The organism is Rhodococcus sp. LB1 (assembly GCF_001583455.1).
Lineage (GTDB): Bacteria > Actinomycetota > Actinomycetes > Mycobacteriales > Mycobacteriaceae > Rhodococcus_F > Rhodococcus_F opacus.
In genome coordinates this window covers 33,427-50,425 of the sequence record NZ_LTCZ01000090.1, presented here as the reverse complement: position 1 = coordinate 50,425, position 16,999 = coordinate 33,427, and the positions used below count along the sequence as shown (strand labels likewise).

The 16,999-nt window shown below is 67.7% G+C and carries 17 protein-coding genes; 6 read left to right on the top strand and 11 right to left on the bottom strand.

Translation table 11 applies throughout. The features are described 5' to 3' along the window. Positions 1-34 precede the first annotated feature (34 nt). The 6 genes from AZG88_RS15700 to AZG88_RS15675 all read right to left on the bottom strand — a co-directional run bounded on the left by AZG88_RS15700 (position 35) and on the right by AZG88_RS15675 (position 6,161). Positions 35-1,204, bottom strand: a complete 1,170-nt coding sequence (locus AZG88_RS15700) for an ABC transporter ATP-binding protein (RefSeq protein WP_061698191.1) — start codon at positions 1,202-1,204, stop codon at positions 35-37. Between the two features lie 37 nt (positions 1,205-1,241). Beyond that, on the bottom strand, positions 1,242-2,078 hold the full coding sequence (locus AZG88_RS15695) for a carbohydrate ABC transporter permease (RefSeq protein WP_005239292.1): 837 nt from the start codon (positions 2,076-2,078) through the stop codon (positions 1,242-1,244). Positions 2,079-2,080: 2 nt separating this feature from the next. Further along, positions 2,081-3,028 carry a carbohydrate ABC transporter permease gene (locus AZG88_RS15690; protein ID WP_005573473.1) on the bottom strand — a complete coding sequence of 316 codons (948 nt, stop codon included), beginning with the start codon at positions 3,026-3,028 and terminating at the stop codon, positions 2,081-2,083. Then, positions 3,025-4,389, bottom strand: a complete 1,365-nt coding sequence (locus AZG88_RS15685) for an ABC transporter substrate-binding protein (RefSeq protein ID WP_179443153.1) — start codon at positions 4,387-4,389, stop codon at positions 3,025-3,027. Before AZG88_RS15685 ends, AZG88_RS15690 begins: the two co-directional genes overlap by 4 nt. 250 nt (positions 4,390-4,639) lie before the next feature. After that, complete coding sequence (locus AZG88_RS15680) at positions 4,640-5,131, bottom strand: general stress protein (protein ID WP_005239275.1); 492 nt, start codon at positions 5,129-5,131, stop codon at positions 4,640-4,642. Positions 5,132-5,198: 67 nt separating this feature from the next. Further along, positions 5,199-6,161, bottom strand: coding sequence for an HpcH/HpaI aldolase/citrate lyase family protein (locus tag AZG88_RS15675; RefSeq protein ID WP_061698190.1), 963 nt, complete (start codon positions 6,159-6,161; stop codon positions 5,199-5,201). 71 nt (positions 6,162-6,232) lie between these two features. On the opposite strand from AZG88_RS15675, the gene AZG88_RS15670 reads away from it, so the two are divergent. From AZG88_RS15670 to AZG88_RS15650, 5 genes are all read left to right on the top strand, one after another. Further along, positions 6,233-7,504: a magnesium transporter MgtE N-terminal domain-containing protein gene (locus AZG88_RS15670; protein ID WP_005264648.1), complete on the top strand. Its 1,272-nt coding sequence runs from the start codon at positions 6,233-6,235 to the stop codon at positions 7,502-7,504. Further along, complete coding sequence (locus AZG88_RS15665) at positions 7,501-8,022, top strand: DUF1003 domain-containing protein (RefSeq protein ID WP_005239269.1); 522 nt, start codon at positions 7,501-7,503, stop codon at positions 8,020-8,022. The genes AZG88_RS15670 and AZG88_RS15665 overlap by 4 nt, the downstream gene beginning before the upstream one ends. A 116-nt stretch (positions 8,023-8,138) precedes the next feature. Continuing rightward, on the top strand, positions 8,139-9,308 hold the full coding sequence (locus AZG88_RS15660) for a lytic transglycosylase domain-containing protein (RefSeq protein ID WP_025432192.1): 1,170 nt from the start codon (positions 8,139-8,141) through the stop codon (positions 9,306-9,308). 290 nt (positions 9,309-9,598) lie between these two features. Next, positions 9,599-10,477: a lytic transglycosylase domain-containing protein gene (locus tag AZG88_RS15655; RefSeq protein ID WP_061046237.1), complete on the top strand. Its 879-nt coding sequence runs from the start codon at positions 9,599-9,601 to the stop codon at positions 10,475-10,477. Positions 10,478-10,500: 23 nt separating this feature from the next. Then, a complete protein-coding gene (locus tag AZG88_RS15650) occupies positions 10,501-11,637 on the top strand; it encodes an Mrp/NBP35 family ATP-binding protein (RefSeq protein WP_005239264.1) in 1,137 nt (378 codons plus the stop codon). 66 nt (positions 11,638-11,703) lie between these two features. Here the strand turns inward: AZG88_RS15650 and tatB are convergent, their stop codons facing one another. The 4 genes from tatB to sigE all read right to left on the bottom strand — a co-directional run bounded on the left by tatB (position 11,704) and on the right by sigE (position 14,828). Further along, entirely contained in the window at positions 11,704-12,129 is a 426-nt protein-coding gene (gene tatB / locus AZG88_RS15645; protein WP_025432191.1) for a Sec-independent protein translocase protein TatB, read from the bottom strand. A 69-nt stretch (positions 12,130-12,198) separates the two neighbouring features. Continuing rightward, a complete protein-coding gene (locus AZG88_RS15640; protein ID WP_061698189.1) occupies positions 12,199-13,722 on the bottom strand; it encodes a trypsin-like peptidase domain-containing protein in 1,524 nt (507 codons plus the stop codon). 94 nt (positions 13,723-13,816) lie between these two features. Further along, entirely contained in the window at positions 13,817-14,179 is a 363-nt protein-coding gene (locus tag AZG88_RS15635) for a DNA-directed RNA polymerase sigma-70 factor (protein WP_025432190.1), read from the bottom strand. Positions 14,180-14,195: 16 nt separating this feature from the next. After that, complete coding sequence (gene sigE / locus AZG88_RS15630; protein ID WP_005239257.1) at positions 14,196-14,828, bottom strand: RNA polymerase sigma factor SigE; 633 nt, start codon at positions 14,826-14,828, stop codon at positions 14,196-14,198. Between the two features lie 283 nt (positions 14,829-15,111). Here sigE and AZG88_RS15625 point away from each other — a divergent pair, with 283 nt between their 5' ends. Then, the gene (locus tag AZG88_RS15625) at positions 15,112-15,750 is read left to right on the top strand and encodes an O-methyltransferase (protein ID WP_005239255.1); all 639 of its coding nucleotides are present in this window, start codon (positions 15,112-15,114) and stop codon (positions 15,748-15,750) included. A gap of 24 nt (positions 15,751-15,774) precedes the next feature. On the opposite strand, the gene glgC is transcribed toward AZG88_RS15625, so the two are convergent. Further along, positions 15,775-16,989 carry a glucose-1-phosphate adenylyltransferase gene (glgC, locus tag AZG88_RS15620; RefSeq protein WP_005239253.1) on the bottom strand — a complete coding sequence of 405 codons (1,215 nt, stop codon included), beginning with the start codon at positions 16,987-16,989 and terminating at the stop codon, positions 15,775-15,777. Positions 16,990-16,999: the final 10 nt, after the last annotated feature.

Below are 16,999 nucleotides of genomic sequence, written 5' to 3'. Positions count from 1 at the left end.
GAGCGAACACCAGAGGTTCGGGTGAGCGCTCCGGTCAGAGGGTGAGGTTGGCTCCCGAGTCCTGATCGAACAGGGCGATCTTCGCCCGGTCGAACCACAGTTCCACCGGCCTGTCGTGCGCCGCGGACGATTCGGTCGACAACCGGGCGACCAGCTGCCCGCCGCCTGCGACCGCGGTCCCCGAGTCGGCGGCGAGCTCCTCGAGTTCCCGGGAGGTCACCTGTGGTCCCTCGGCCGTGAAGTAGGCGTACTTGTCCGAACCCATCGACTCGAGCACCTCGACGTTGGCCGTGAACGTGGCACCGGCCGCTCGCTGTCCCTCGTCGACGAGCCCCACGTCCTCGAAGTGTTCGGGCCGGATCCCGACGACGACGTCCTTCGCTGTGTTCGACGACCCGATCTTGTCGTGTGTCTCCGGGGGCAGTGTGAACTCGCCGAGCGGCGTCGACACCCCGTCGGCGGTGAGCTGCCCCGGGAAGAAGTTCATCGACGGCGAACCGATGAACCCGGCGACGAACAGGTTGTTCGGGTGGTCGTACAGATCCTGCGGCGCCCCGATCTGCTGAACCACGCCGCCCCGCAGCACCACCACCCGATCGCCGAGGGTCATCGCCTCGGTCTGGTCGTGCGTGACGTACACCGTGGTGGTGCCGAGTCGCTGTTGCAGCCGGGCGATCTCGGTGCGCATCTGGACGCGGAGTTTGGCGTCGAGGTTCGACAGCGGCTCGTCCATCAGGAACGCCTTGGGGCTGCGGACGATCGCCCGGCCCATCGCGACCCGCTGCCGCTGTCCGCCCGACAGATTGGCCGGTTTGCGATCGAGGTGCTGGGTGAGGTCGAGGATCTTGGCGGCGTTGTCCACCTTCGCCGCGATGTCCGATTTCGACATCTTCGCCAGGGTGAGAGGGAAGGCGATGTTCTGCCGCACCGTCATGTGCGGGTACAGCGCGTACGACTGGAACACCATCGCGATGTCGCGGTCCTTCGGCGCCTTCTCGTTGACCCGCTCCCCCGCGATGCGCAGTTCACCTGACGAGATGTCCTCCAGCCCGGCGATCATGTTGAGAGTGGTCGACTTTCCGCAACCGGACGGTCCGACCAGAATGATGAATTCGCCGTCGGCGATCGTGATGTCGACGTCGCTCACCGCCTTGGCGCCGTCCGGGTACAGCTTCGTCACCTTGTCGAGCACGATTTCGGCCACAGAAACTCCTTCATAGTTTCGACCCTGCAAGCAGGTCTCAGCCCTTCACTGCGCCGGAGGTCAGACCGGCCACGATGCGTCGTTGGAAGAACAGCACGAAGATGATGATCGGGATCGTGATCACCATTGCGGCCGCGGCGATCGAGCCCGTCGGCTCCTCGAACTGGGAGGCGCCGGTGAAGTTCGCGATCGCGGCGGGCGCGGTGATGGACCGTTCCGTCGAGGTCAGCGAGATCGCGAACAACAGGTCGTTCCAGCAGAAGATGAAGACCAGGATCGCGGCGGTGACGATGCCCGGTGCTGCGAGCGGTGCCACGACCTTCCGGAATGCCTGCGCCGGTGTGGCGCCGTCCATCTTGGCCGCCTTCTCGAGCTCCCAGGGGATCTCCTTGAAGAAGGCGGACAACGTGTAGATGGCCAGCGGGAGCGCGAATGTGATGTAGGGGAGGATCAGACCGGCCCAGGTGTCGAACAGCCCGAGTCTGCGCTCGATGTCGAACAGCGGGCTCACGAGGGAGATCTGGGGGAACATCGCGATCAGCAGGGCCACACCGACCAGGAGCTTCTTACCCGGGAAGTCCAGCCGGGCGATGGCGTAGGCGGCCATGGTGCCGATGACGACGGCGATCACGGTGGAGATGAGACCGATGCCGATGGAGTTGATCAGCGCACTGGTGAACGCGTTGGTCTGGAAGATCCCGCGGTAATTGTCGAGCGTCCACTTCTGCGGAATGAACTTGCCGTCCTTGATCGTTCCCGCGGGTTTGAACGACAGGCTGGCGATCCACAGCACCGGGACCAGTGCGTAGAGCAGGACGAGCAGGTTGACCACGGACCAGCTGATCTTGCGGCGAGGTGTGTCGACGACGGCCATGGCTATCGGTTTCCTTCCGTGTCGGACCCGGGAGCCGAGGCGCCGAACAGCTTGATGAACACGAACGCGAGCAGTGCGACGCAGAGGAAGATCAGGACGCTGATCGCCGAGCCGATACCGAGGTTGAACGCCTTGAACAGGTTGTCGTAGCCGAGGATCGACAATGATCCGGTGTCGTTGGCGCCCTTGGTGAGGACGTAGATGTTGTCGAAGATCCGGAACGCGTCGAGGGTGCGGAACAACAGCGCCACGAGGATCGCGGGTTTCATCAGCGGCAGGATGATCCGCACCAGCCGCGTCCACGCCCCGGCGCCGTCGACCTGCGCGGCCTTGAGGAGGTCGTCGGGAACGAGGGCCAGTCCGGCGAGCAGCAGCAGCGCCATGAACGGCGTCGTCTTCCACACCTCGGCGAGCACGATGATCGCCAGCGACGGAATCTGCTGTGTCAGCGGGGCGCTGCCGTCGGGCAGCAGGTTGGCGAGATACCCGGTGCCCGGGGTCCACGCGTAGTACCAGCTGTACGCGGCGGCCACGGTGACGATGCCGTACGGGATCAGCACCACCGTCCGCACGATGCCCTTCCCGACCAGCGTCCGGTGCATCACGAGCGCCAGGATCAGGCCCAGGACGAACTCGATGACCACCGACACGACCGTGATGCCCACCGTCACCGCGAAGGCCTGCCACCAGTACGCGTCCGACAGCACCGATACGTAGTTCGCGAGGCCCACGAATTTGCGGTCGTCGGGGAAGCGGAGGTCGTAACGCTGCAGGCTCAGCCACACCGCGTAGACGACGGGGTAGGCCGTGACCGCGACCATGAGGATCGCGGCGGGAGCCACCAACCACAAACCCAGTCGGCGTTCGGCCTTCTTCCCTTCCGAGATCTGCTTCTTCGACGCGACTTTCGGCTCTTCGGCCCGGTCCGCCTGCACGGTTTCGGTCGTCACGGGATCAGCCCTTCCGAGTTGACCGCCTTGCGTACCTGTTCGGCGAGTTCGTCGACGGTACGCGGCGGGTCGATGTCACCGACCGGGTTCAGCGTGTCGGTGATCAGGGTCGAAATGCTCTGGTACGCCGGTGACACCGGGCGGACGGATGCCGTCTCGAGACTCTCCCGCACCTCACGCCACGCGGGGTACGCCTCCTGGAACGCCGGGTCGTCGTACAGGCTCGCCAACGTCGGCGGCACACCACCGTTGACGGCGTTGTTGCGCTGGTTCTCCTCGTTCCGCAGGCACGACACCGCCTCGAACGCCAGGTCCGGGTGCTGGCTGGTCTTCGCGACCGCGATGTTGAACCCGCCGATCGTCACCTCGGCCGGTCGCCCGGGGATCACCGACGGGTACGGCGCCGGAAGGAAGTTCTGCTGACCGTCGACGGTGAGCACCGTGTTGCCCGTGTCCACGGACGTCGGGTTGCCCTTCTCGTCGATGAACGGCAGGTCCCCCTTCTCCGCGTTCTCGATCATGCCCGGCAGCACGAACGGCCAATTGACCTCGAACGCAGCCTTTCCGCTCTCCATCCCCAGCCGGGACGACGCCTCGTCGCCCTGGGAAACCGACGGGTCGGCACCCTCCGCGGTGGCCACCCGCTTCATGACCTCGAGCGCCTTCAGCGCGGCGTCGCCGTCGGCAACCGTCACGGTGGTCCCGTCCTCGGCGACGACGGACCCGCCCGCGCTCGCGAGCAGGGTGTTGAACCACACCATCAGGCCCTCGTACTGCTTGCCCTGCACCCCGATCCAACTGGGCCGGCCCTCCGCCGCGAGGCCCTCCGCGATGTCGATCATCTGATCCCACGTCTGCGGCGGCTGCCCGTCCGGCATGAGGTCCTTGCGGTACCAGAGCAACTGGGTGTTGGTGTTCAGCGGCGCGGCGTACAGCTGGTCCTGCCACTTCGCGGATTCGAGGGGGCCTTCGAGCGTGCCCTCGCTGACCTCCGCCGCGATGCCGGGTGGGAGCGGCACCGCCCAGCCGGCCTCGGCGAACTCGGCGGTCCACACCACGTCGAGTGTCATGATGTCGAGCGACGTGTCGTTTCCGGTGAGCCGGCGGGCCAGCTGGAGCCGCTGATCGTCCGCGCCCTTCGGCAGCGTGCGCTGCTCCACGGTGTACCGGCCGCCGGCCGCGGCCGTGCAGTTGGCCGCGGCCTCCGCATATTGTTCGGCGCCGTCGGCAGCCGTGTAGAAGCTGAGGACGATGCCCTCTTCGGACGACCCGCACCCAGCCAGCAGGGGAATGGTGAGGACGGTGGCCGCACCGATCAGTCCCCACTTCAGCGAGCGTCCGGGCTTGGTGCGATGCAGCACAGCCGCCTCCTCGAGCGGCCCCTCACGGATCCAGTCGCGGTACGGCTGGGCACGCGGGCCCGCACATTTGTTCCTGCCGGAACGCGCACTCCACCGACAGGTCACGGTTTCGGCGAGGGCCTGGGCCCACGCATTGCGCCGTAAACCTATCCGACATCGTCGGCGAACTGGGTGAAATCGCCGCGAACGTCGCGAATAGGACGCAATCCGTGACCCGGCCGCAACCCGCAGGCCGAGGCGAGAGCGCCGATCAGAGCGCCAGCTTGGCCAGCATGTCCCTGGCCTTCTCCGCCGACTTCGGCTCGCACAGCACGTCGTACCGCCCGGCGACCAGTTGCATCGTCGACGCGAAGTCCCGGGTTCCCCGCGTCGCCGCGTACGGGATCGTCGTGGAGATCAGCCCGAAGATGATGCCGCCGACGATGCCGACGACGAGCGGCGCCAGGAAACCGCCCGTGACGATGCCCAGCAGCAAACCGAAGAACACGCCGAGCCAGGCGCCCGAAACAATGCCCCCGCCAATCACTTTCGCCCAGGTGAGGCGGCCCAGTACCCGCTCGACCTGCATGAGGTTGACACCCACGATGGTGACGTCCTCCACCGAGAATTCCTGATCGGAAAGGTAGTCGACGGCGCGCTGCGCCTCCGCGTAGGTGGGATACGAACCGATGGGCCAGCCCGTGGGGGGTTCCGGCAGAGCCCCACGCCGCGCCCCATTGGACTGTCCGAGTGGATTCGTCATCGTCAGCTGGTCTCCTCGTGTGGTTCTCTCAGGATCGGTCCTGTGAGAACCATTCTGCCTGCTGAGGCTATTTCTCGTCGGGTCGCACGAACTCGGTGGTCCGTTTCATACCCGCGGCGCGCCCCTTGGCCGAGATCACGAGCGCCATCTTGCGACTCGCCTCGTCGATCATCTCGTCGCCGAGCATCACGGCACCGCGACCCCCGCCGGCCGCGGAGGTGTGGAACTCGTAGGCGTCCAGGATCAGTTCGGCCCGGTCGTAATCGTCCTGACGGGGGCTGAACACGTCGTTCGCCGCCTCGATCTGGGTGGGATGCAGAACCCACTTGCCGTCGAAGCCGAGCGCGGCCGTGCGCTGCGCCGACCGGCGGAACGCCTCCACGTCGCGGATCTGCAGGTAGGGACCGTCGATGGCCTGCACCCCGTGCGCGCGGGCGGCCATCAGGATGGTCATCAGGATGTGGTGGTAGGCGTCGCCGCGGTCGTAGCCGTCCGGCTGCTCCCCGACGACCAGCGTGCGCATGTTGATGCTCGCCATGAAGTCGGCGGGACCGAACACCAGGGTCTGCACGCGGGGGCTGGCCGTCGCGATGGCGTCGATGTTGGTGAGCCCGATCGCATTCTCGATCTGCGGCTCGATGCCGATCCGGCCGACCTCGAGCCCGCTGGCCTTCTCTATCTGGGTCAGCAGCAGGTCGAGGGCCTGAACATGGCTGGCGTCCGGCACTTTCGGCAGCAGGATCGCGTCGAGGTGGGCGCCCGCGCGTCCCACGACCTCGACGACGTCGGCGTACGTCCACTCGGTGGTCCAGTCGTTGACCCGCACCACCTTGATCTGGTCGCCCCACCCGTCTTCGGCGAGCGCCTCGGCGATGGTGCCGCGCGCTTCCTGCTTGGCGAGCGGTGCCACCGCGTCCTCGAGGTCGAGGAAGATCTCGTCCGCGGGCAGCCCCTTCGCCTTGTCGATCATCTTGCGGCTGCTGCCCGGAACGGCGAGCACCGATCGCCGTGGCCTGTAGACGGAACTCATGACGGACGATCCTCCACTTTCGCAGGTGTTCGATTCCCTGTATTTCTGTACAAGGATCTAGCCTGGCAATCATGGCAGCTGCGAACAAGGTTTTTGCAGCCAGGCTGGCCGGCCTGGTGGTGCTCGGCCCCGATGGGGAGTCGATCGGCCGCGTCCGGGACGTGGTGATCACCGCGCGCGTCGGCCGGCAGCAGCCGCGCGTCCTCGGACTTGTCATCGAATTGTTCACGCGCAAACGCATCTTCGTCCCGATGCTCCGCGTCACCGCCATCGAACCGAGCTCGGTGACACTCACCACCGGCAACGTCAGTCTGCGCCGATTCCAGCAGCGGCCCGGCGAGGTGCTCGCACTCGCCCAGGTGGCGGATTCCCACGTGCGCGTGGACGACCCGGAACTCGAGGAGCTGCGGGACGCCGACATCATCGTCGTCGATCTGGGCATCGAGCAGACCCGCACCCGGGACTGGGTGGTGTCGAAGGTCGCGGTGCGCGGGCACCGCGGCCGACTCGGTCGCCGCGCCGCCATGCACGTCGTCGAGTGGCAGCACGTCCAGGGCCTCACGCAGACCGACCTGGCGATGCCCGGCCAGGGCGTCTCGGCGCTGCTCACGCAGTTCGAGGGCATGCGCGCGGCCGACGTCGCGAATGCGATGCGGCTCCTGCCGGAGAAACGCCGCCACGAACTCGCCCTCGCACTCGACGACGAACGCCTCGCCGACGTCGTCCAGGAACTGCCCTCCGACGACCAGACGGACCTGCTCATGCACCTCGAGGTCGAGCGGGCAGCCGACGTCCTCGAAGCCATGGACCCCGACGACGCCGCCGACCTCCTCGGTGAGCTTCCCGAGACCGAGGCCGAATCGCTGCTGCAGTTGATGGATCCGCAGGACTCCGAGCCGGTCCGCCGACTGCTCGAGCACTCCCCCGACACCGCGGGTGGTCTGATGACTCCGGAGCCGGTGGTCCTCACCGCGTCGACGACGGTCGCCGAGGCCCTGGCCCGCGCCCGGATCTCGGACGTCACCCCCGCCCTCGCGAGCATGGTGTTCGTCGTCCGCCCACCGACCGCGACGCCGACCGGCCGCTACCTGGGATGCGTGCACCTGCAGAAACTGCTGCGCGAGCCGCCCGCGAGCCTGGTCGGCGGACTGCTCGACACCGACATGCCACGGCTGGCACCCGAGGATTCCCTGACGTCGGTGACCCGCTACTTCGCCACCTACAACCTGGTGTGCGGGCCGGTGGTCGACGACGAGGACCACCTGATCGGTGCGGTCACCGTCGACGATGTCCTGGACCACCTCCTCCCCGAGGACTGGCGTGAAGAGGAGATCGACGGATGAGCGAGAAATCAGCCAGCGCAGCCGCCCGGAGCCTGTCCGACCGACAGCGCCTCGACACCCCGCGGGGCACCCGCCGCTTCCGCGTCACGTACGACGTGGAGGCCGTCGGCCGGGCCAGCGAGAACTTCGCCCGGTTCCTCGGCACGGGCCGCTACCTGATGATCCAGACGGTGGTCGTGATCGTCTGGATCATCATCAACGTCTTCGCCGTCCGATTGCAGTGGGACCCGTACCCGTTCATCCTGCTCAACCTGGCGTTCTCCACCCAGGCCGCCTACGCGGCGCCGCTGATCCTCTTGGCGCAGAACCGCCAGGAGAACCGCGACCGCGTCTCCCTCGAGGAGGACCGCTCGCGCGCCGAGCAGACGAAGGCGGACACCGAGTTCCTCGCACGGGAACTGGCGGCTCTGCGCATCGCGATCGGTGAGGTCGCCACCCGCGACTACCTGCGGCGCGAACTCGACGAGATCAAGTCGCTGCTGGGCGACGAGGAAGAGACCCGTACCCGGCGCAAATGAGGCTCGGCGAATCCCCGCAAACTCCGGCAGGGTCGATCACGTATATGTAACGTCAGTCACATCTTCTCGGATGTATGCGGTGTGCGAAAAGGAAGAGCACCGCAGGGGGTGATCGAGTGCGGATACGTGGACTGTTGACGGTGACTGCCCTGACAGTGGGCGCAGTTGCCACCCTCGGGTCCTCGACCGGCGGTTCTGCTGTCAGCGGCGCATCCGTCGGCACCAGTGCCGTCTCGTCCACCGGCGGGGCGACGACGCTCGGAGCAGCTTCGATCACGCCGGGAACCACGCCCCAGGCCGCGTACTTCCCGCCGTCGGGAATCGTGGCGCCGACACCCCGGATCGCGCGGTCCCAGAGGGCCGCTCCCCCGCCGCCCGCGCCCGCGCCGCTGCCCGCGGTGACAAATCCCACATCTCCGACGTCGCCGTCCGGCACCGGGCTCATCGCCGCACCGGTGATCCTGAGCGCGCTGGGCATCCCGGAGATCGTGCTCAACGCGTACCGGTCCGCGGAACTCGAAATGATGGCGGAGTCCCCGAAGTGCGGTCTGCCGTGGCATCTGCTGGCCGGGATCGGCCGCATCGAATCGGGTCATGCCGGCGGCGGCCGGACCGACTCTGTCGGCACCACACTCACCCCGATCCTGGGCCCCGTTCTCGACGGCCGGCTGGCGGGCAACGAGGTCATCCGAGACACCGACCGCGGCGCCACGGACGGCGACCCCGGGCACGATCGCGCCGTCGGGCCGATGCAGTTCATTCCGTCCACGTGGGCCAAGTACGCCTCCGACGGCAACGCGGACGGCGTGGCCGATCCCAACAACGTGTTCGACGCGACGCTGGCGGCCGCCCGGTACCTCTGCTCAGGCGGTCTCGACCTCCGCGATCCGCTCCAGGAGACCCGCGCGGTCCTGCGGTACAACAACTCTGCTGCGTATGCGGCCAACGTCATCACCTGGTCGAACGCCTACAGGAACGGTGGAACGCCGACGCCGAGCCAGCTGTCGGAGTCGGCCTCGCCCTCGCCCGGACGGCTCGCCGACGCCGCCGCGGCCGAAGCGGACCTCCCGCGTGATCTCGCGACCACCCCGCAGCCGTCCACGGACGGTGCGGCCACTCCCCCGACGCCCACGCCGGCCCCGCCGATTCCCGGACTCCCGCCGCTGCCGCAACTGCCCTGTCTGATCTTCTGTCCGCCCGCCGACCCCGGCGCTCCGGCATCCGCCACACCCGCCCCGGTCGAGCCCGCCCCGGACGCCCCTCCGGCCGACGCCGTTCCCCGGTAATCACACCCTCCTCCGCCGCGCGCTCTGCTTGCAGGGCGCGCGGCGGAGTGTTCCGGTGTCCGGATCCTGACGCAGCGACCGGCCCGATCCCTCCGACGCCCCGGCAGTCCACTTCCTGGCGTGACCTTGCCGTGTTGGTTACCCTCGCTCACGTGCCTTCGGAGTAACGGAACCGTGCGATACAAGCCCGTTTGATCACGGTTGGATAACGGAAACATATCGAATCAGGTAGCCTCGATCCGGTCAGTTGAACGGAACACCCCAAGACGGGGGTCGCAGGAGGCAATCGAGTGGGTCGGCACAACAAGAAGACGGATTCCCATATCCGCCGCAATTCGGTCATCGCGCTTACCGGACTCGTCCCCATCGGACTGATCACCGCAGCCAACACGGCCGGCGCCGCACCCAAGGTCCCTTTCCTTTCCACGAGCTCCTCGTCGGAGGTCGCCGACGTCGCCCAGGAGGCGACCGACACCGCACCCGAGGCCGCGGAAGCCGTCACCCCCGTGGCCGACACCGCCGCCGAAGCCGCACCGGCGGCCGCGGAGGCGCCCGCTGCGCCGGCACTCGCACCCGTCCAGGCCACCCCTCCCCTTCCGGCGAGCATCGCCCAGGGCGCGCTCGGCATCCCGGCCATCAGCGTCGCGGCCTACCAGAACGCCGAGCGCATCCTCGCGGTCGAACAGCCGGGTTGCGGCATGTACTGGACGCTCATCGCCGGAATCGGCCGCGTCGAGTCCACCCACGCCTACGACGGCAAGGCGGACGACAAGGGCAACATGCTCAAGCCCGTCCTCGGCCCCGTCCTCGACGGCACCCTCGGCGGCAACGCAGTGATCCGCGACACCGACGGTGGCAAGCTGGACGGCGACGCCAACTACGACCGCGCCGTCGGACCCACCCAGTTCCTCCCCGAGACGTGGAATCGTTACGCGGGCGACGGAAACGGCGACGGCGTCGCCGATCCGCAGAACCTCTTCGACTCCGCGCTGACCACCGGAAAGTACCTGTGCGACGGCGGATTGAACGTCAAGGATCCGATTCAGGCCGCCAAGGCCGTGCACCGCTACAACAACTCCGCCGCCTATGTGGCCAACGTGCTCGCATGGTCCGCCGGCTACTCCAGCGGAATCATCCCGGCGGCCGCGGACCTGCCGCGCATCCACTGAGCGCACATCCTTACCATTGAGTCATGCCAGTCCTGAGCGAGTCCGCTGTACGTAGCGCCCTGGCGCGCGTCCAGGATCCCGAGATCCGGAAACCGATCACCGAACTCGGGATGGTCAAGAGCGTCGACATCGCGGCCGACGACAGCGTCGACATCGCGATCTACCTGACCACCGCGGGCTGTCCGATGCGGACCGAGATCAGCGACCGGGTCACCAAGGCCGTGGCGGACGTTCCCGGTGTCGGTGCGATCCGCGTCGAACTCGACGTGATGAGCGACGAGCAGCGCACCGAACTCCGTAAGTCGCTGCGCGGAGACTCGGCCGAGCCCGTCATCCCGTTCGCCCAGCCCGGCTCGCTGACCCGCGTCTACGCGGTCGCGTCCGGCAAGGGCGGCGTCGGCAAGTCCAGCGTCACCGTCAACCTGGCCGCCGCACTCGCCGCCCGCGGACTGTCGGTGGGCGTGCTCGACGCCGACATCTACGGGCACTCCGTTCCCCGCATGCTCGGCACCGACGCCAAGCCCACGCAGGTGGAACGCATGATCATGCCGCCCGTCGCGCACGACGTGAAGATGATCTCCATCGCCCAGTTCACCCAGGGCAACACCCCGGTCGTGTGGCGTGGTCCGATGCTGCACCGCGCGCTGCAGCAGTTCCTCGCCGACGTCTTCTGGGGCGACCTGGACGTTCTGCTGCTCGATCTGCCGCCCGGCACCGGCGACGTCGCCATCTCCGTCGCACAGCTGATCCCCGGTGCGGAAATCCTCGTCGTCACGACCCCGCAGCAGGCGGCCGCCGAGGTGGCCGAGCGCGCAGGCGCCATCGCACTGCAGACCCGTCAGCGCATCGTCGGAGTCGTCGAGAACATGTCCTGGATGGACATGCCCGACGGCAGCCGGATGGACATCTTCGGGTCCGGCGGCGGGCAGGCCGTCGCCGACCGACTCACGAAGGCCGTGGGCGCGAAGGTGCCGCTGCTGGGGCAGATCCCGCTCGAGCAGGCGGTCCGTGAAGGTGGCGACGGCGGTGTTCCCATCGTCCTCGGCCACCCGGATTCGCCGGCCGCGACAGCACTCCGCGACATCGCCGACAAGCTGGCCGTCCGCAAGCGTGGACTCGCCGGAATGTCGCTGGGGATCGACACCACCCGCCACCTGTAGGCCCTCCGGGCCCGTGCGCCTTTCTGGTTGCTGGAACAACCGGAAAGGCGCACGTGCGCGCAGCGCCTACGTTGCGTCGAGGTCGATCGGGGGGCGCTCGCCTGCCGCGAGCGGCTTGTTCTGCGCAGGAGTGGGTGTCGACGGATCGGCGCTGACGGCCTTCGTTCCCGACTTGTCGAACGACACCGAACTCGGCTTGTCGAAGTTGCCGGTGAGAATCGAATCGTCACCGTCGAGCAGGTGTTTGGTGATGACCGCGCGCGGTGTCATGCCGCGCAGCTGATTGAGGTCCGACAGCGGCTTGCGCAGATCCTCGAACTCCGGACCGAGCTCGTCCTTGAGTTGCTGGCTGGCGCCGCTCGCGTACTCACGGACCTGCCTCAGTGATTTCGTTACCCAGCTGACCGCACCCGGAAGCCGCTCGGGTCCCAAGATGACCAGAGCCGCGACGAGGAGGACCATGAACTCGCCCCAACCAATGTTGCCGAACACGTGGTCAGCCTACTGTGCGGTGAGGGTGTGTGCCCAGGTGACGGAGCGATCTCACAGCAACCTCTCGAGTCAGTCGGAGGCCGGGGTCACGTCGACATCGACGAGTCGGCCCTCGCGGATCAGCTGAACCCGGACGGGTTCGCCGATCTTCTGCAGGTTGACGGCGACGACCAGTTCGTCGGCGCTCGTGACCGTGCGGTCGCCGACCTTGACGATCACATCGTTCTCGACGATCCCGGCCCGCGCGGCCGGGCTGTCCGTGCGGACATTGGCCACCTGGGCGCCGCTGGTGTTGTCGTTGACGACGGTGCGGGCGTTGACGCCGATGTCCGGGTGGTGCATCCGGCCGTCCCGGATGAGGGTCTGAGCGACCGTCGTGACGTCGTCGATGGGAATCGCGAAGCCGAGACCCACCGAGCCGCCGGACTCACTGAGCATTGCGGTGTTGATGCCGATGACCCGGCCGGTGTCGTCGACGAGCGCGCCGCCCGAGTTGCCGTGGTTGATGGCGGCGTCGGTCTGGACGGCGTCGATGACGGCGTTCGTGTCGGAGCCCTCGCCGGACAGTCGCATCGGACGATGCAGGGCACTGACGATTCCGCGGGTGACGGTCTTGCTGAGCCCGAGGGGCGATCCGACTGCGACGACGTCCTCACCCACCTGCACGTCGCCGGACTTGCCGAGTTCCGCGACCGTCAGATTGTCGGCGGAAACCTTGAGCACGGCCAGGTCGGTCTTGATGTCGCGACCGACGATCTGGGCCTCGGCCTTGGTCCCGTCCGAGAAGATCACCTGGATCTTGCCGCCGTCGGGGGCGGTGGCCGCGGCGGAGATGACGTGATTGTTGGTGACGATGTAGCCGGCGCCGTCGATGACGACACCGGAACCGGTGCTGCCCTGATCGCCGACCGCCACCTGGATGGACACGACGGCGGGCAGGACGGCGTCCGCGACCTGCGCGACGGGCGACTGGCCGAGGTCTTCCTCGCCGCCACCCTGGACGAGGGTGACGCTCTGGCTGGTGAGCGAGCTGCGATCGGCGGTGATCACGGCGGCGAGGAGGCCGCCGACCAGACCGATCGCGAGCGCGACTCCGCCGAGCGCGACGAGCGCCTTCGGTGCCACCTTGCCGCCGAACAGGACCTCGCGGGCGCTGAGCGCGGGAGCGGGCGGGCGCGAATGTTCTTCGGCGTGCAACGCCGGGGAGCCGAGCTCGACGCCCGCGTCGGGATTACGCCAGGGGTCGGCGGGCGGTGCCTCGCCCGCCGGGGTCCCGGGCTTGCGGTGGGGATCACGCTGAATGGTGTCGACCTCGCCGTCCGGCCGGCCGAACGCCTCCGCCAGCAGGGGGTCGGGGGCACCGACCTTCACCGAGGGTTCGCTCTCACGCCGGGCATCCGACGGGGCGAAGGAACCGGTGACGCCACCCGGACGGCCGAACGCGCGGCTGGACGCTGCGTCGATCTGCGGCCGGTAGACGGGCCTCGGATCGAGCCGTGGGGCGTCCGCCGGGCGGAGCGTGCCCGACTCGTCCGCCACGGGACCGTCGGGTGCCGTCGTATCGGAACCCGGAGTCTTGTAATCCGCCGTCACGCTGTCGTGTCCCCCTCGTGTGCGTCAGTCACGCGCCCCAGTATCACCGATGCCTCGCTGAGCGTGGACACCGCCGTCGTCGGTCCGGATGCGCTCAACGGCGCCGGCGCCGGGACCAGATCCGGCTCGTGATCGAGTACGCGCTCGTGATCGGCGAATCCGGGGAGTGGGAGTCGAACGGGGACTTGTCGGCGGGATCGCCCTGGTTGCAACTGGGGATCTGGCTCAGCAGACCCAGGAGACCGGACGGCATGGCGACATCGCCGCTGCGGCGCAGGGCACGCCGTGCCTGCTGCTGGGAGTCCACCTCGAACGCGCACTCGGGGCAGATCGACAGGTGGTGGGCGGCGCGCAGATAAGCGGACATGCGGAGTTCACCGTCGACGTAGGCGGCGATCGCCTCACTCGCCAGGTGTTCGGTGGAGCCAAACTGGCGAGGTACACGCCCCTGCGTCATTCGTCCCTCCTGGTAACTACCCGACGCCGATCTGATCGGAGTCAACCTTTCCGTTCACAGCCAGATGCTCGCGCAGAGCCTGCCTGCCGCGGTGGATGCGGCTACGCACGGTTCCGAGCTTGACACCCAGTGTGGCACCGATCTCCTCGTAGGACAGTCCTTCGATGTCACACAGCACGACCGCGGCGCGAAACTCCGGGGCCAACGAATCGAGCGCTGCCTGCAGATCCGCGTCCAGGCGGGCGTCGTGGTAGATCTCCTCGGGGTTCGGCCCGTCGGCCGGGACACGATCGTAGTCCTCCGGGAGCGCTTCCATGCGGATGCGGTTACGACGGCGGACCATGTCGAGGAAGAGGTTGGTGGTGATGCGGTGCAGCCAGCCCTCGAACGTGCCGGGCTGGTAGTCGGACAGCGAACGGAACACGCGGATGAACGTGTCCTGAGTGAGGTCCTCGGCGTCCTGCGCGTCGCCCGACAGCCGGTAGGCCAGTCGGTAGACTCGGTCGCCGTGCTCGCGGACGAGTTCGTCCCAGGACGGCATGGCGGACTTCTCGCCTGTGGCATCGAACACAGCCGTACCCGTCAGCTCGGCGTCCGACAGCTGCTCGTCGGTGTTTCTCTCGTCTGGAGCCATCGTGTGGTTGCTCATCGAGTTAAGTGGATCCTCCTACTCAGGACCGCAGATCACTGGACGTGGTATAGGCGTCAACTCCCGAGGCCCGGGATTTGTTCCCGGATTCTCGGACTTTCCTCCGTCGTCGTGATCTCCCCGCCGGGCGGTCTTCGGATCTGGCGTTGGACATACTCTTTCCCACCGCGATATGTGTGCGGTGTGAGCAAGCTGAGGTATTCCTGAGAATCGCGGCCGAGCAGGTCGCGGCATTGTCGTCGAGCGCGCCTCGCAGCGGCGATGACGAGACCCCGATAGCCTCATGTGCGTGCAGACAAACGCCGAACGGATACTCACCCACGCAGAAGGGGCTGTCCGTGAAGACGAGGCCCTCGGTGCGGCCAGGGAGCGGGCGGACGACCTCGGTGCCGGACCGGTGCCTCCCGCGGTCGGTGCTGCTCTAGCCCTGTTTGCCCGCATGCTGGACGCCAAGACGGTCGTCGAGGTCGGAACCGGCGCGGGCGTGAGCAGTTTGTGGCTGCTCCGGGGCATGCGCGAGGACGGCGTCCTCACCACCATCGACAGTGAACCCGAGCACCAGCGGGCCGCCAAGCTGTCGTTCCGGACCAACGACATCGCACCGGCCCGGACCCGGCTGATCAACGGCCGGGCACTCGACGTCCTGCCGCGGCTCGCCGACGGGGCGTACGACCTGGTGTTCGTCGACAGCGCACCGGTCGATCACCCGCACTACGTCCGCGAAGGGGTTCGCCTGCTGCGTCCGGGCGGCGCGATCGTGCTGCACAACGCCCTGCACGGGGGGCGGGTCGTCGACCCGAGCCAGCGTGACGCGGCGACCGTCGCCGTCCGCGAGGCCGCGAAGGCACTCGCCGAGGACGACCAGCTGATCCGCGTGTTCCTGCCGATCGGCGACGGACTGCTCTGCGCGTCCAAGCTCTGAGAGCCCCGTTCCGGGGCCCTCCCGCTAGATCCAGACGCCCTTGCCGATGGCGACGACGCCGCCGTTGCTGACGGCGAAGCGTTGCTTGTCGCGCTCGAGGTCGACGCCGATGATTTCGCCGTCGCCGACGACCACGTTCTTGTCGAGGATGGCGCGGCGTACCACGGCGCCCTTGCCGATGCGCACACCGGGCATGAGGACGCTGCCTTCCACCGTCGCGCCGCTGTCGACCATCACGTTGGAGCTGAGCACGGAGTTGCGCACCGTGGCCGCCGACAGAATGCACCCAGCCCCGACCACGGACTCCTGCGCGAGGCCGCCCTGCACGAACTTGGCGGGCGCGAGGTTCTCCGTCTCCCCGCGGATCGGCCACCGACGGTTGTAGAGGTTGAAGATCGGGTGGACCGACACGAGGTCCATGTGGGCGTCGTAGAACGCGTCGAGCGTTCCCACGTCGCGCCAGTAGCCCCGGTCGCGGTCGGTGGCGCCGGGAACGATGTTGTCCTTGAAGTCGTACACGGACGCCTCGCCCGCCTCGACGAGCGCGGGGATGATGTCGCCGCCCATGTCGTGGTCGGAATCGGAGTTCTCGGAGTCGGCCCGGATCGCGTCGACCAGCACCTTGGTGGTGAACACGTAGTTACCCATCGACGCGAACGTCATGTTGGGGTCGTCCGGGGTGCCCGGCGGATGCGCCGGCTTCTCGAGGAACTGGACGATGCGACCCGACTCGTCGCTGTCGATACAGCCGAACGCGAACGCCTCGCTGCGCGGCACCCGGATCCCGGCCACCGTCACCCCGGCACCCGACTCGATGTGGTGCTGCACCATCTGCTCCGGGTCCATCCGGTACACGTGGTCGGCACCGAACACGACGATGTACTCGGGATCCTCGTCGTAGACGAGGTTCAGCGACTGCAGGATCGCGTCCGCACTACCGGTGTACCAGCGCGGGCCCAGACGTTGCTGCGCGGGAACGGGAGTGATGTATTCACCCGCGAATCCGGACAGTCGCCACGTCTGAGAGATGTGGCGGTCCAACGAGTGCGACTTGTACTGCGTCAGAACACACAGGCGGAGGTATCCCGCATTGACCAAATTGCTGAGCACGAAATCGATCAACCGGTAGGCGCCTCCGAAAGGCACAGCGGGCTTCGCCCGATCCGCGGTGAGCGGATAGAGACGTTTGCCCTCGCCGCCGGCGAGCACGATTCCAAGCACATGTGGCTGGCTCCTCACCCTGTCAACC